The sequence below is a fragment of the Pseudomonas sp. KCJK8993 genome, from assembly GCF_046230915.1.
GTDB classification, from domain to species: domain Bacteria; phylum Pseudomonadota; class Gammaproteobacteria; order Pseudomonadales; family Pseudomonadaceae; genus Aquipseudomonas; species Aquipseudomonas piscis.
This window is the reverse complement of sequence record NZ_JBJJLO010000031.1, coordinates 24883-38441: the sequence shown is the minus strand read 5'-3', so window position 1 is coordinate 38441 and position 13559 is coordinate 24883. Positions and strand designations below refer to the sequence as shown.

Sequence of the window (13559 nt, the reverse complement as noted above, 5' to 3'; positions counted from 1 at the left end):
AATGAAAAGATCAGCAACGGTCGAAACCGTTGCTGATCCGGGTGTTGCGGGTATCGGACGCGTCAGTTACAGCGGACGGCCGATGGCGTTGCAGACGCTGGCATTACCGATGCTCAGGCCGCTGGAAGCCGTGACGAAGCTGTCACGAATGGCGGTTTTCCAGGCAGCTGGCAGCGGTACGAAGCGGTTGTTCTTGATGGCGTTGTCGTTGTTGGTCAGCGAGCTGGAGCCGTAGTGGCGACCGAAGAAGGTGCGTACTTGCGAGGTCTGGGTGGCATCGGCGTAGCACTGGCTGAAGATCAGGTTGGTGAAGCCCAGGATCGGGTAGCCAGTGGAGGGGTAAGGCACGACGCTTGGATCGCTTGGGTTAGCGCTGGCGGCGAAGACCGGCACCCAGTTGTTGGGCTTGTTCAGGTCAACGGTTGGCACCGGTACAGCATTGATGGCAGCCGACACGTTGGCTGGAGCAGGCGAGACGCCAGCGATGTTCTTGGCGACGTCTTTACCGACGCGAGCGACCTTGGTGGCGTCATCCAGGCCAGCCAGGGTTGGCGCGGCGTAGTCAGGGCTCATGTAGGTCACGCGACCGTCGCCAGCGTTCAGCGCGTCCATCACGCCTTGGCTGGTTACAGCGGCCACGGCACCGGCTGGCAGGCCGCCCGAGTAGCTGGAAGCGAAGTTGGTGGTCACGGCGAAGGTGCCGGTTTCGGCGCACTTGGCGTTCAGGAAGCGGGTGAACAGCTCGGTGGTGCCGCTGCTCTCGTTGCGGTAGACCACGGTGATGGCGCCAGTGCGGCCGGAGCCGGAAATCTGGCTCCAGTCGTTGACACGACCCGAGAACACGCCGCACAGCTCGTTGACGCTCAGGTCAACGGCAGCGGAGCCAGCCTTGTTGAACGGAATGGCTACCGAAGTGGCCACCGAAGGCACCTGGATCAGTGGACCCCAGGCGGCGTTGTGGGCAGCGGCGTAGTTGCTCAGCTCAGTGGCGCTGAGTTTGGAATCGCTACCGGCCCAGTGCACGTTCTTGCCGGTGGTGCCGGCCACGAACTTGGTGTAGTCGTTGTTCAGGAAGGCAGCCTTGCCGTTGCCGCTGCCTACGCCGATGTAGGGAGCGAAACCGGCGGTCAGAACGCCAGCGGTCTGGTACAGCGGTTGTGGCAGGGTAGCGCCACCACCGTTGATGTCGGCCATTGCGGCCTGTGCCGAGCACAGGGCAGCCAGGGTCAGGGATGCCGCGAGAACATTGCGCTTAAACATGAAGAATCTCCTTTCGTCGTGTTCGTACGTTGGGTGAATAGCTCTTGCATGACGCCATGGCGCTCGGGCCAGAAGCCTTGATCCAGAGGGCTTGTTGGGTGAGGCCATGGACAGAGAAGTTCGCAGCTTCCGGTGACAGTTAAAGGAAAAATGCTCGGGAGAAACCGACTGTTACTGCAAAAGATTCTCGGGTGTTCGCAGCGCTTTTTTAAGGCCCTTTCGCCCAAGGTGACAGCCAGGTTTCCACAGCCTGGGCCGGCATCTTCCGGCAAGCGCCGTAGCCTCTGGGAGGGCGGCTGGAACATGACAGAACGAGGAACCCGAGGATGCCTGCCGAGAGGGTCGGGAGCGCGGGGAGCAGCCTGAAAAAAGAATCTGCCGGCCCGGCCCTCGCGGTGCGAGCGAAAGCTCGTACCGGGCAACTTGATGCCTCGGAACAGGCAGGCATCCATGGCCGGCAGATCAGCACAACCGGTTTGCCGGCCACGGTCGGACGGTGCGAGCGCCCTCGCCCCGGTCAAGTCACCAGCTGGTTGATCTCGATGATCGGCAGCAGCACCGCCATGACGATCACCAGCACCACCGCGCCCATGACCACGATCATCAGCGGCTCCAGCAGCGCGGTCATGCCCATGGCCCGGCGCTCCAGGTCGCTGGACAAGGTCTGCGCCGCCCGTTCGAGCATCGGCGGCAAGGCACCGGTCTTCTCGCCGCTGGCGATCAGATGGATCAGCAGCGGCGGGAAGACCTTCTCCACCCGCAGCGCCGCCGCCAGGTTGGCGCCCTCGCGGACCTTGGCCGTGGCCTCGCTGACGCTCTGGCTCAAACGGTCGTTGGACAGGGTCTGGCGCGCCGCCTCCAGGGCCCGCAGCAACGGCACGCCGGCGCCGCCGAGGATGGCCAGGGTCGAGGCGAAACGCGCGGTGTTCAGGCCCAGCACGAAGCGCCCGACCAGGGGCAGGCGCAGGATCCGGCCATGCCAGCTCAAGCGCGCCTGGGGGTTGCGCAGGTAGATCCGCCAGCCCCAGAACCCGGCCACCAGGACGGCGAAGCACAGGCCGCCCCAGGCGCGGATGAAATCGCTGGCGGCGAGCATCGCCAGGGTCAGCCCCGGCAAGTCCTGGCGGGCCTGGGAAAAAGCACTGACCACCTGGGGCACCACGTAGCTCAAGAGAAAAATCACGATGCCGATGGACACCAGGCCCACCACCCCGGGATAGATGAAGGCCGTGAGGATCTTGCCCCGCAGGCCATTGCGCTCCTCGATGTAGTCCGCCAGCCGCTCCATGACCTGGGCCAGGTCGCCGGACTCCTCGCCGGCGGCGATCAGCGCCCGGTAGATTTCCGGAAAGTCCCGAGGCCGGGCCGCCAGTGCCTCGGCCAGGCGCATGCCGCTGCGCACATCGGCCCGCACCGCGCTCAGGGTCTGGGCGATGTGCTTGCGCTCGGCCTGCTCTACCGTGGCACTCAGGGCCGCCTCCAGGGGCAGGCTGGCCCCCAGCAAGCTGGCCAATTGGCGGGTCGCCCAGGCCAGGTCGTTGTCCGAGAGCTTCGGGCTGAACATGCCCCCTGCCCCGGCCGCGCCCTGGTTGCCGTCCCGTTGCACCTGCAAGGCCGTCAGGCCCCGGCTGCGCAACGTGGCGAAGGCCGCACCCTGGCTGTCGGCCTCCAGGTGCCCGGACTCGATCTTGCCGAGGCTGTCGGCAGCTTCGTAGCGATAGCGATTCATCAGGCGTCCCGTGTCACACGAAGGATCTCTTCCGGCGCAGTGGCACCGCTGCGCACCCAGCGCTCGCCGTCCTCGCGCATGCTGAACATCCCGGCGCGCCGGGCCGAAGCGCGCAACGCCTGCTCATCGGCGCCCTGGTGGATCAGGCTGCGGATCTCGTCATCGATGCAGAACAGCTCGTGGATCCCGGTACGCCCGCTGTAGCCGATCTGGTTGCAGGCCGGGCAGCCCACCGGACGCCAGGTGCCGGGGTTGGCCGGGTCGGGCTGCTTGCACTGGTTGCACAGGCGCCGCACCAGGCGCTGGGCCAGCACGCCGAGCATCGACGAGGCCAGGAGGAACGGCTCCACGCCCATATCGATCAGGCGGTTGACCGCCGACACCGCATCGTTGGTGTGCAGGGTAGCCAGCACCAGGTGCCCGGTGAGAGACGCCTGGACCGCGATCTGCGCGGTCTCCAGGTCACGGATCTCGCCGATCATGATGATGTCCGGGTCCTGGCGCAGGATGGCGCGCAGGGCCAGGGCGAAGGTCATGTCGATCTTGGCGTTGACCTGGATCTGGCTAATACCCGGCAGGTCGTACTCCACCGGGTCCTCCACGGTGAGGATGTTGCTGGTACTGGCATCCAGCCGGGCCAGGGCCGCGTAGAGGCTGGTGGTCTTGCCGCTGCCGGTGGGGCCGGTGACCAGGACGATGCCATGGGGCTGGCGGATCAGGCCGTCGAGCCGGGCCAGCAGCGCCGGGTCCATGCCCAGGGTCTCCAGTTGCAGGCGCCCGGCTTGCTTGTCCAGCAAGCGCATCACCACCCGCTCGCCATGGCCGGTGGGCACCGTGGAGACGCGGATATCGATGGGCCGCCCGGCAACGCGCAAGGCGATCCGACCGTCCTGGGGCAGGCGTTTTTCGGCGATATCCAACTGGGCCATGATCTTGATCCGCGACACCAGGGCGCCATGCAGTGCCTTGCGCGGCGAAACCACGTCACGCAGGGTGCCGTCGACTCGATAACGCACCACCGAGTGGGTCTCGTAGGGTTCGATATGGATATCGCTGGCCTCGTCCCGTGCCGCCTGGGTGAGCAAGGCGTTGATCATGCGGATCACCGGCGCGCCGTCCTGGGTATCCAGCAGGTCGGTGATCTCCGGCATGTCCTGCATCAGCCGGTCCAGGTCCACCTCGTTCTCCGCCGCGCCCACCACTGCCGCGGCGCTGCCGGTATCGGCATAGGCGGTGGCCAGCAGGCCGTCGAGTTCGTCGTCGCGCACCTGTTCCAGGCGCGCCGGGCCGAACTGGCGTCGGGCCTCGGCGATGGACCAGCCAGGGGTCGAGGCGCACACCAGCAGCACCGCGCCCTCCTCGTCGTGGCGCAGCAGGAGGCGCTGGGATTTGGCCCAGGCGTAAGGGAGCTGGGCGCTCATCGCCAAACCTCCATCCGTCCAAGAATTCCTACACGAAGCAGGCCATGACTCGAACCTGTCGCCCCGCTCATTGCACAGGCACCGCGCGGATGGTGGCCCGGATGCCCTGGGGCGCGTCCTGCAACGACACCGGTTGCGCCCCGGGAATCGCCTTGGCCGCCGGCGGCAGTTGCGGCAGCGGCATGTCCGGCATTGCCCAGCTGTGCTCGGGCTGCAACTGGCCCTGGGCCCGGCGCATGAAGTCGTAGCGGTTGAGGGTAATGCTGCGCCCCGCGCCGCTGTCGCGAATGATGTAGGGCCGCAGGAACACCATCAGGTTGGTCTTGTTGACGCTGCGCTTCTCGTTGCGAAACAGCGCTCCCAGCCCCGGGATGCTCGACAGCCACGGCACCGCATCGTTGCTCTGGCTATAGCCATCCTGCAGCAGGCCGCCGAGCACCATGATCTGCCCGTCGTCGAGCAGGATGCTGGTGTCGATCGCGCGCTTCTGGGTCACGGTGCCGGCTTCCACCGAGGCCCGCGCATCGATGCTGCTGACCTCCTGGTAGATGTCCAGCTTGACCGTGCCACCCTCGGATATCTGCGGCCGCACGTTGAGCTTGAGCCCCACTTCCTCGCGCTGCACCGTCTGGAACGGGTTGTTGCTGTTGCCACCGCCGCCGGTGACATAGCTGCCGGTGACGAAGGGAATGGTCTGGCCGACGAAAATGCTCGCGGCCTCGTTGTCCAGGGTCAGAAGGTTCGGCGTCGACAGCACGTTGGAGCCGCCCTTGCTCTTGAGCGCCCGGGCCAGGACCTTGAGGTCCAGCACCTTGCCGATCCCCGGGATGTCCACGGTGCCGTTGACCACACCGACATTCAGGCCCTTGGGCAGCACGTCGATGCTGGTCTTGCTGCCCGGGTTGCCCACCAGTCCGCTACCGCCAAGGTTGACGCCGCCAAAACCACCCCGTCCCGCCATGTTGCCGGCTTGCCATTGCACGCCGAATTCGTTGGCATCGTCTTCGTTGACCTCCACGATCAAGCTCTCGATCACCACCTGGGCGCGGCGCTGGTCCAGTTGGTCGATGACTTCCCGCAGGTTGCGATAAAGAGGATCAGGTGCGGAGATCAGCAAGGTGTTGGTGGTGGCGTCGGCCTGGATGGTCACGCCACCGGCACTGAAGGCGGTGTTCTGCTCGCCCTGCTGGCCATTGCTGCCCAGGCCGCTGCTACTGCTGCCGCCCTGACCGTAACCCTTGGTGGTGCCGCCGCTGCCGTTGCCCAGGCTGCTATTGCCGGCGGTGCTGGTGCTGCTGCCGGCCTGGCTGCCGCCCTGGCCACTGCTGGTGCCGCCGCCCATGCCGCTGAGCATGGCCCGGGCGCCATCGTTGCCGCCGCTGTCGCTTTCCCCGGTGAGCAGGCCACGCAGGGCCTGGGCCAGCTTGCCGGCCTGGGCGTTGCGCAGGTAGACCACATGCAGGTTGCTCGGGTTGCTCTGGGCGTTGTCCAGCTTGTAGATCAAGTTACGCGCCAGCTCGGTGCGCTCGGGGCTGCCGGCGCGGATGATGATGGAGTTGGAACGCGGATCGCCGATCACGCTGATCTTCTGGGTCTGGTCGCTGCCCTGGTTTTCCAGCAGCTCGGAAACCATGGTGGCGATGTCCACGGCGATGCCGTTCTGCACCGCCACCACGTCGGTGTCGATGGCGCTCGGGGTGTCGATGCCATTGATGATCTGCGCCACCCGCTGCAGGTTCTCGGCGTAGTCGGTGACCACGATGGTGTTGTTGCCCGGGTAGGCGTTGATCGGATTGTTGGGCGAAACGATCGGCCGCAGTACCGGAATCAGGTTCACCGCGTTTTCGTATTGCAGGCGGAAGGTGCGGGTCAGCATGCCGTTGCCGGCCGGCTTGTCGGCACTGTAGATCGGCCCGCCCAGCAGCTTGGCATCGGCCTCGGGCACCACCTGGGCCACGCCGCCGACGTCCACCACGCTGAAGCCCTGCATGCGCAGCGCCGCCAGCAGCATGTCGTAGGCCTGGTGCGCCGGCACCTGGCCCTCGCTGACCAGGGTCAGGTTGCCCTTGACCCGTGGATCGACCAGGAACTGCTGGCCGGTGGAGCGGGACAAGGCCCGCACCACCGCCTGGATGTCGGCCTCGACGAAGTTCAGCTGCACCGGCTGGTCACCCAGCGGGTTGCGCGGCACGCCGGTGCTGCGCGGCGTGGCCTGGGCGCGACTGTTGGTCACCGGATGCAGCACCTTGGGCCGCTGGGCCTGTTGCGCCTGCGGGCGCTGGCGGTCGGCCAGGGCATCGCCGCCGCGCCGGGTATCGGCCAGGGGCTGGCCCAGTTCGCTGTCCACCAGCATCGGCTGTGGCGGGGTGGACTGGGTGGTGCTGCAGGCCCCTAGCGCCAGCAGCAGGAAAGGTGCGGCCTTGCGACACTGGCGCACGTATTTGGAACCTGACCACTTCATGAAGCTTCCTTAGCGCCCTGCGCCTGATCCATGCGAACGGTCCCGGACAGTGTGCCTGCCGAGTCATCGGCGGCGGCCGTGCCCGCGCGTTGCAGGCGAGCCTCCACCACCTGTAGCGAAAGCTGCCGGGGCGAGCCCAGCAACCAGCCGACCACGGCATCCGCCGGGGCCTGCTCGAAGGTCAACCGCCAGCTCTCGAGGCCGGCTTCATCGCTCTGCTGCAATTGGTAGTGATCCTTGAGGCCAGCCCCGTCCAGGGTCTGGCGCAAGGCCTGTTCCAGATCGGCCCCAGCCACCTGGCCCGGGCCCGCCGCCACTTCGTGCAACAGCACTTCCAGGGCCTCGGCCTGGGACCGCAGCTTGGGCGTCTCGACTTGCCAGTAGTCGATCTTGCGCAGGGCCGGCTGGATCAGCAGCGACCAGCTCAGCAAGGCCAGCAGGCCGACCGTGGTGCCGGCCAGCAAGCGCTTCTCGCGCAGGGCCAGGCTGCTCCAATAGGCCCGGGCGCGGGTGCGCAGCGCGCTCCAGCGAGCCCGGTACGGCGCCAGCAGGGCTTTATTCATCATCGTCGCCCTCCGGGGTTTGCATGGCGTCGGCCGAACGCGCGCCAGCAGGAGCCAGGGTCCGGCCATTGGCCTCGCGCTGGACGCTGTAGCCGGCCTGGGTCAGTGCGCCCTGCCAGCTGTCATCGGTGACTCGCGGTGCATCGGGCAACAGTTCCAGCTGCAGGCGCTCCTGGGCATAGGTCAGGCTCTGGACGCTGCCGACCATGAACGGCATGGCGCCGGCGGCCTGTTGCAACAGGTTGGCAAACCCTTGGGCCGGCTCCCCCGCCGTGCCACTCTGCCGGGCCTCCAGTTGCTGGCGGGCCTGTTGCAATGGATTGAGCACCACCGGCAATTCGGGGAACGCCTGGCGCACCCTTTGGATCATCTGGGCCTTGAGCCGTTGCCCCTGGTCGGCTTCACGCGCGGCGTACAGGTTCAGGCCCAGCACCCAGACCGCCACCGCCAAGGCGCAGCAGCCCAGGGCCCGGCCCCAGCCCTTGGCCGCGACACGCCCGGGCAACGCCCCGGCATGCAGGCTCCAGGCCGGGACGGCGCCGTTCCAGCGTTGCTCGGCCGGCTGCCGGGCAATCCCCGCCGGCGCTGGGTCACCGATCCAGGCCAATTCGCCCGCCGTACCGCGCCGTTGCTCCAGGCTGGCCGGCAAGGCGCCCTCCGCGTCCTGCGGCAGCAGCGGTTGAACGCCGCCCAGCACCAGGTCATGGCGCAGGACCAGCCAGCCATCCACGGCACACAGGTTCAGTTGTCCGGGCGCCGGTACCGCCAGGGCGTAGGGGGCTGGATACAAGCCCTGCAGCCTCAGGCCGGCCTGTTCCAGCCAGCGTCCCAGGGCCTGCAATTGCTCCAGCGCCAGCCAGCCCAATACCACTTGGCCATCGGCCTCGCGCGGGCCGTGGGCTATATGCATGAGCTCGACGGGACCGAGGATCAGCGCCTGGGCGGCACAAGCCACCGCCGCCTTGATTCGTGCCGGCGGCAGTGGCGGCAACTCGATGCTGGTCAACAGGCTGTCCTGGGGGTGCAGGAAACACTCCACCGGCAGTGGCTTGGCGCCTTTGCCCATGGCTCCCAGTTGCTCCAGGGAGCAACGTCCGCTGGCAGCGACCCGGTCATGGCGATCCAGGCGGGCAAAATCCACTGGGTGCTGCACGGGATAACCGGCCTGGCCCAGCTCAGCCAGGCTGGGCAAGACAATACGCAAGCGGCTCATGCACCCACCCGCGACCAGATCACCTGGGGCATGCGGTCCTCGGGACGGTGCAGCAGGGCTTGCAGGCTGACCCGGCGCTGGTCGCGGCGCGCCTGGCCCTGGAGCAGGAACCATTCGCTGGTGATGCCGACCCGCACTTGCTCCACCGCCACGTCCGGCATGCGCAGGCGGTTGACGAAATCACCCCGGTTGATGAACCAGTGCCCGGCGTCGCGCTCGACCACCAGGGCCCTGGCCCGCGACAGCGCCAGGCCCGGCACCACCGCGGCCAACACCTCGGCGGTGGCGGTATTGCCGTTGACCCAGGTATTGCCCGGCAAGATGCTGACGTGCTGCGCCAGGCGCAGCAGCAAGACTTCGCTCATGCCCGGCAGCCCCCGCAGCTCTTCCACGCTGCGCAGCATCGGCTGGCGGGCCGGCAGCACCCGTGCCTCGGCGCCGGGCGAGGTCAGGCGACCACTGTCGAAGGCGCCACGGACCTTGGCCGCACTGTCCGGGCTGTCCAGGCGCTGGGGGTAGGAAGCGATCACCCGCTGGCTGATGCGCCGGCCCAGGGCCGAATCGATGCCGATCAGCTGGCACAGCTGTTCGAACCCCTGCAACTGCACCGCATCCACCTGCCCCTGGAACACCAGGTTGCGCAGGTTGAACTTGCCTTGCTGGTCTTGCAGGCGCCCCTGGAAGGAGTCGTTGAACCCGCCCAGCGCCTGGTCGCCGATGGGCCGCGCCCAGGGCTGGTCGAGGCGCGTCAGGACATCGCGCTGGCGCGCATCCCAGAGCAGTTGCCGGCTGTACTCCAGCCCACCCTGCAACACCGCGCTGCCCACCACCCGCCCCTGCTCGGCCTCCACCGTGCGCATGAAGGACGTCTGGCGGGTGAGCATCGCCGCGGCGATCACCGCCACCACCGCGGCGATCAGCAAGGCGCTGATGATGGCCATGCCACGCTGCTTTGCCACACTGGGCGAACGGCTGTTCATGGCCGGCCTTACAACTGCCAGGAGCCGATGTCGGCATTCACGCCTTCGCCATCGGGCTGGCCGTCGGCGCCGAGGGAGAATACGTCCACCTCGCCGTTGGCCCCCGGGTTGAGGTAATGATAAGGATGCCCCCAGGGATCGTTGGGCAAGCGCTCCAGGTAGGAACGCCAGTTGCTGTCCTTGGCATTGGCCGGGCGTTCCACCAGGACCTTCAGGCCCTGGTTCATGCTCGGATAGCTGCCATGGTCGAGGCGATACAGCTTGAGCGCCTGCATCAGCCCGGCGATGTCCTGCTTGGCCGCGGTGGCACGTGCCTGGTCCGGACGATCCAGGACCTTGGGCACCACCATGACGGCCAGGATCCCGAGGATCACTACCACCACCATGATCTCGATCAGGGTGAAACCGCGCTGGGCGCGGCCGCCCCGGGTCCGCCGCCGTGTCCAAGCGCCCCCGGCGTCCTGGCCGCTAACCTGGGCTGCCACGCCACAAGCTTCCTGCTCCTGGCCTGGCGAGGCGATCTCCCGGCCTGCCGACAACGCTCCGCAGGCTTGGGGTGGGGACGTTTCATGCGCGATATCCATCTCGACATTCCTTGGCTTGAGTTCGATTCGTCGCGCAGTGTTGCAAGAAGATATGTCAGTGGTATTGAAAAACCTCGGGAGTTTCGGTCGCCATTCCGTCAAGCCCGCGGGCTAGTCTGCGAGGCTGTTTCCCGGTTTCGAGCAGCCCATGCGAGCGGTGTCCAAACAAGCTGGATTCACCCTGATCGAGGTCCTGGTGGCCCTGGCCATCATCGCCGTGGCGATGTCGGCGGCAGTGCGCGTGGCGGGCCTCATGACCCAGGGCAACGGGTTGTTGCGCGACAAGTCCCTGGCCCTGCTGGCGGCCCAGAGCCGCCTGGCCGAACTGCGCCTGGAGGGCAACCCGCATCCGGGCCTGAAGAATTTCGAATGCGACCAGGGCCGGCTCAAGCTGCGCTGCGAGCAGGCGATCGTGCCCGGCATTGCGCCGGGCCTGCTGCGGGTCAGCGTGCAGGTACGCGACCGCAGCCGCGAAGCGCCGCCCCTGGCACGGCTGGAGAGCCTGGTCGGCCGGCCACAGGCGCCGCGCCAGTGAAGCTCAGCGGGTCAACCGTGGCAGGGCCGGCGAGTCCGGCAGCTTGCTGACCTTGACCCGCGACTGCTCGCCGCCGCGCTCGATGAGCACGCCATCGGCCTCGATGGCAGCCAGGCGCACGCCCTGGGTCAGCCGTTCACCGGCGAGGAAGCTGCGCGCCGGCCCGTCGTTGAGGCTGAGGATGGCCACCGCCCCGCGGGCCCCGGCCATGACCCCGCAGACCTTGATATCCACCTGCGCCGGCCGGTTGGCGAACCACTGCAGGGCCGGACTGTCGGCCCGTGCGGCGAGCACCTGGGGCGCAGCCATCGGGGTCTGGGATTCGGCCGGGGTCAGCAGCAGCGACGACCAGGTGACGACACCGGCCAGCGCCGCCACCAGGGCCGTGTACTGCAATAGCCGGGGAGCTGAAGAAGGGTTGAGCAGCGCGCGTAGCATGGGCAGGACCTCCTGTTTGTCCGTCCCCGCAGCCTACAGCTCAATTCTCACGGTTTTATTTCACTGGACGATCATCTGCCTCGGGCAGTCTGGACCCATCGCCAAGGAGTGCAACGTGATGCAGAGCGGCAAGCAACAGGGGTTCACCCTGATCGAACTGATGGTGGTGCTGGTGATCATCGGCATCGCCAGCGCCGCCGTGGGCCTGAGCATCAAGCCCGACCCGCTGCAGCAACTGCGCAAGGACGCCGAGCGCCTGGCGCAACTGCTGCAAGTGGCCCAGGCCGAAGCCCGCACCGATGGCCGGCCCATCACCTGGCGGGCCAATGCCAAGGGATTCGCCTTCGACCGCCCGGCCGATGGCGGCAGCGGCGTCGACGACTTTCGCCATGACCGCCAACTGCGCCCGCGCCGTTGGGATAGCCCCGCCATGGACGTGCGCATCGAACCGCGCCAGCGCCTGGTGCTCAATGCCGAATGGATCAACCCGCCGGTTCGGATCGTGCTATCCGACGGTCAGCATAGCCTGTGGGTGGAGCGCACGCCGGCCGGCCAATTGCGCGTGGTGGAACAGCCATGAACCGTCGCCAGGAAGGTTTCACCCTGATCGAGGTAATGGTGGCGATCATGCTCATGGCGGTGGTCAGCCTCATCGCCTGGCGCGGCCTGGACAGCGTGAGCCGGGCCGACGCCCACCTCAAGGCCGGCACCGAGCAGACCGAAGCGTTGTTGCGGGCGCTCAACCAGCTGGACCGCGACGTGGCCCAACGGGCCACCATCGAGCTGCGCGAACCACAGCTTGGCGAAAGCGAGAATGCCGAACCCGAGACCCCGGCGCCCCTGAGCGTGCGCAGCTCCGACAGCAAGGGGTTTCGCCTGGAGGTGATCCGCAGCGCCGCCACCTCCGGCGAAGGCCTGCAGCGGGTGCGCTGGTGGCTCAAGGGCGACACCCTGTACCGCGCGGTGGCCGAGGCTCGCGATCGCTACCCGTTGCCGGCGCCGCGCGACGGCGTGGCGGTGCTGGAGCGGGGCAGCGATCTGCAGGGGCGCGTGTGGAACCCGGACAAGGGCTGGCGCCAGCTCAGCGGCAACCGCCAGGACAACCCCGCCGGCCTGGAGATCCGCCTGGTGCGCCAGACGCCCCAAGGCGAAGAACGCTACCGCCAGGTATTGGGCCCGCTGGATTGAGCCCGGTCCTGGAGCACTTGGCGGACACCGGCGGCGGGTCAGGTCCGTCGGGATCTACGGTCGCTGCGCAACCGGGCGCAGCCTCGCAGGCTCGACAGCGGCTACAGGCCGAACGGTACACGGCTTGGAGTAGCCGCTGTCGCAGGCTGCGCATGGCCGCGTAGCGGACATCGGCGGCGGATCAGGCCGAGCGCGGAGACGGTATCAGCTGAGCAGGACCACGCCGCCAGGCAACTCGGTGCACTTGGCGCCATAGGCGTCGCGAATCAACAGGGCCACGCCGGCCAGTTGATCGAGATAGAAACGCGCCTGGACCTTGCGTTTGCCGAGCTCGGCATTGAGCAATACCAGCATCCCGGGACGGTAGCGGTTGATCTCGCGGACCACGGTATCCAGCGTAGCGTCGTCGAACACCAGCACCTGCTCGCGCCAGGCGATCACCGCATGGGGGTCCACCGCCACTGGCTGGCCCACGCCACGCTCGTCGTAGGTCAGCTGGCGGCCGCTGTCCAGGCCAATGCTGCGCCCGGCCACCTCCACCTGCAGGCTGCCCTCGATACAGGTCACGCACACCTGGCGCTCGGTATTGCGCAGGTTGAAACGCGCCTGGCGCGCGCTCAGCCAACCTTCCCCGGCCTGGACCTTGAGCGCCTGCACGCCCTGGCTGAACACCTCGACCTCGCCCTCCAGCAACTCGATGCCCTGCTCTCCCACTCCCCGTTCACGGCGACTGATACGGGTCTGGGTGTTGAGCTCCAGGCTCACTCCATCGGCCAGGTCGACCCGCCGCTGCTCGCCGACCTCGGTGGAAAAGTCCGCCGTGAGCCCGGCGAAGCCGCCGGGCACCGTAAGGCGCACCATGAACAGTGCCGCCGAGGCCGCCAGCGCGCCGCCGAGAAAGGCCCGGCGCCCAAAAGTCCGGAAGCGTGCCTGCTGTTCCAGGCGCTGGGCCGCCGGCTGCAAGCCATGCCACAGGGCCTTGGCCTGCTCGAAGGCCGCCGCGTGCCCTGGGCTGCGCGCGCACCACTGGCGCAGCGCCCGGGCGTCGGCCGCGGTGGCCCGGCCCGACGTCAGGAGGACCAGCCAGTCCCGGGCTTCGCTCAGCAGTTGCTGGTCCGCCGAGGCCCGGGGAGAAGAAATGCTAAAGATGTTCAAGCGCGCAGATACTCACGGATTGATCAGGGACT

General features: G+C 67.6%; 13 protein-coding genes. 3 read left to right on the top strand and 10 right to left on the bottom strand.

Annotation, left to right across the window (positions count from 1 at the left end; all coding sequences use genetic code 11):
- Nucleotides 1-66: 66 nt before the first annotated feature.
- The 8 genes from ACK6AU_RS12760 to gspG form a co-directional block, all read right to left on the bottom strand.
- Complete coding sequence (locus tag ACK6AU_RS12760; RefSeq protein WP_185698697.1) at nt 67-1260, bottom strand: substrate-binding domain-containing protein; 1194 nt, start codon at nt 1258-1260, stop codon at nt 67-69.
- A gap of 517 nt (nt 1261-1777) precedes the next feature.
- The gene (gene gspF, locus ACK6AU_RS12755) at nt 1778-2989 is read right to left on the bottom strand and encodes a type II secretion system inner membrane protein GspF (RefSeq protein ID WP_185698696.1); all 1212 of its coding nucleotides are present in this window, start codon (nt 2987-2989) and stop codon (nt 1778-1780) included.
- Nucleotides 2989-4410, bottom strand: coding sequence for a type II secretion system ATPase GspE (gspE, locus tag ACK6AU_RS12750; RefSeq protein WP_409299516.1), 1422 nt, complete (start codon nt 4408-4410; stop codon nt 2989-2991). Before gspE ends, gspF begins: the two co-directional genes overlap by 1 nt.
- Before the next feature lie 67 nt (nt 4411-4477).
- Nucleotides 4478-6871, bottom strand: coding sequence for a type II secretion system secretin GspD (gspD, locus tag ACK6AU_RS12745; protein WP_409299515.1), 2394 nt, complete (start codon nt 6869-6871; stop codon nt 4478-4480).
- A complete protein-coding gene (gspM, locus tag ACK6AU_RS12740) occupies nt 6868-7434 on the bottom strand; it encodes a type II secretion system protein GspM (protein WP_409299524.1) in 567 nt (188 codons plus the stop codon). Before gspM ends, gspD begins: the two co-directional genes overlap by 4 nt.
- Complete coding sequence (gspL, locus tag ACK6AU_RS12735; RefSeq protein ID WP_409299514.1) at nt 7427-8647, bottom strand: type II secretion system protein GspL; 1221 nt, start codon at nt 8645-8647, stop codon at nt 7427-7429. Before gspL ends, gspM begins: the two co-directional genes overlap by 8 nt.
- Nucleotides 8644-9627: a type II secretion system minor pseudopilin GspK gene (gene gspK, locus ACK6AU_RS12730; protein WP_185698692.1), complete on the bottom strand. Its 984-nt coding sequence runs from the start codon at nt 9625-9627 to the stop codon at nt 8644-8646. The genes gspL and gspK overlap by 4 nt, the downstream gene beginning before the upstream one ends.
- Nucleotides 9628-9635: 8 nt before the next feature.
- Nucleotides 9636-10112 (bottom strand): type II secretion system major pseudopilin GspG, encoded by a 477-nt coding sequence (gspG, locus tag ACK6AU_RS12725; protein ID WP_185698863.1) that lies wholly within the window; start codon nt 10110-10112, stop codon nt 9636-9638.
- Nucleotides 10113-10359: 247 nt separating this feature from the next.
- On the opposite strand from gspG, the gene gspI reads away from it, so the two are divergent.
- On the top strand, nt 10360-10746 hold the full coding sequence (gene gspI, locus ACK6AU_RS12720; protein ID WP_185698691.1) for a type II secretion system minor pseudopilin GspI: 387 nt from the start codon (nt 10360-10362) through the stop codon (nt 10744-10746).
- Between the two features lie 3 nt (nt 10747-10749).
- Here gspI and ACK6AU_RS12715 read toward each other — a convergent pair whose 3' ends face one another.
- Nucleotides 10750-11184 (bottom strand): type II secretion system protein N, encoded by a 435-nt coding sequence (locus ACK6AU_RS12715; RefSeq protein ID WP_185698690.1) that lies wholly within the window; start codon nt 11182-11184, stop codon nt 10750-10752.
- A 118-nt stretch (nt 11185-11302) separates the two neighbouring features.
- Here ACK6AU_RS12715 and gspH point away from each other — a divergent pair, with 118 nt between their 5' ends.
- Nucleotides 11303-11764, top strand: coding sequence for a type II secretion system minor pseudopilin GspH (gene gspH / locus ACK6AU_RS12710; protein ID WP_185698689.1), 462 nt, complete (start codon nt 11303-11305; stop codon nt 11762-11764).
- Nucleotides 11761-12372, top strand: a complete 612-nt coding sequence (locus ACK6AU_RS12705) for a type II secretion system protein J (RefSeq protein ID WP_409299513.1) — start codon at nt 11761-11763, stop codon at nt 12370-12372. Before gspH ends, ACK6AU_RS12705 begins: the two co-directional genes overlap by 4 nt.
- A gap of 204 nt (nt 12373-12576) precedes the next feature.
- Here the strand turns inward: ACK6AU_RS12705 and ACK6AU_RS12700 are convergent, their stop codons facing one another.
- The gene (locus ACK6AU_RS12700) at nt 12577-13527 is read right to left on the bottom strand and encodes a FecR domain-containing protein (protein WP_185698687.1); all 951 of its coding nucleotides are present in this window, start codon (nt 13525-13527) and stop codon (nt 12577-12579) included.
- Nucleotides 13528-13559 lie beyond the last annotated feature (32 nt).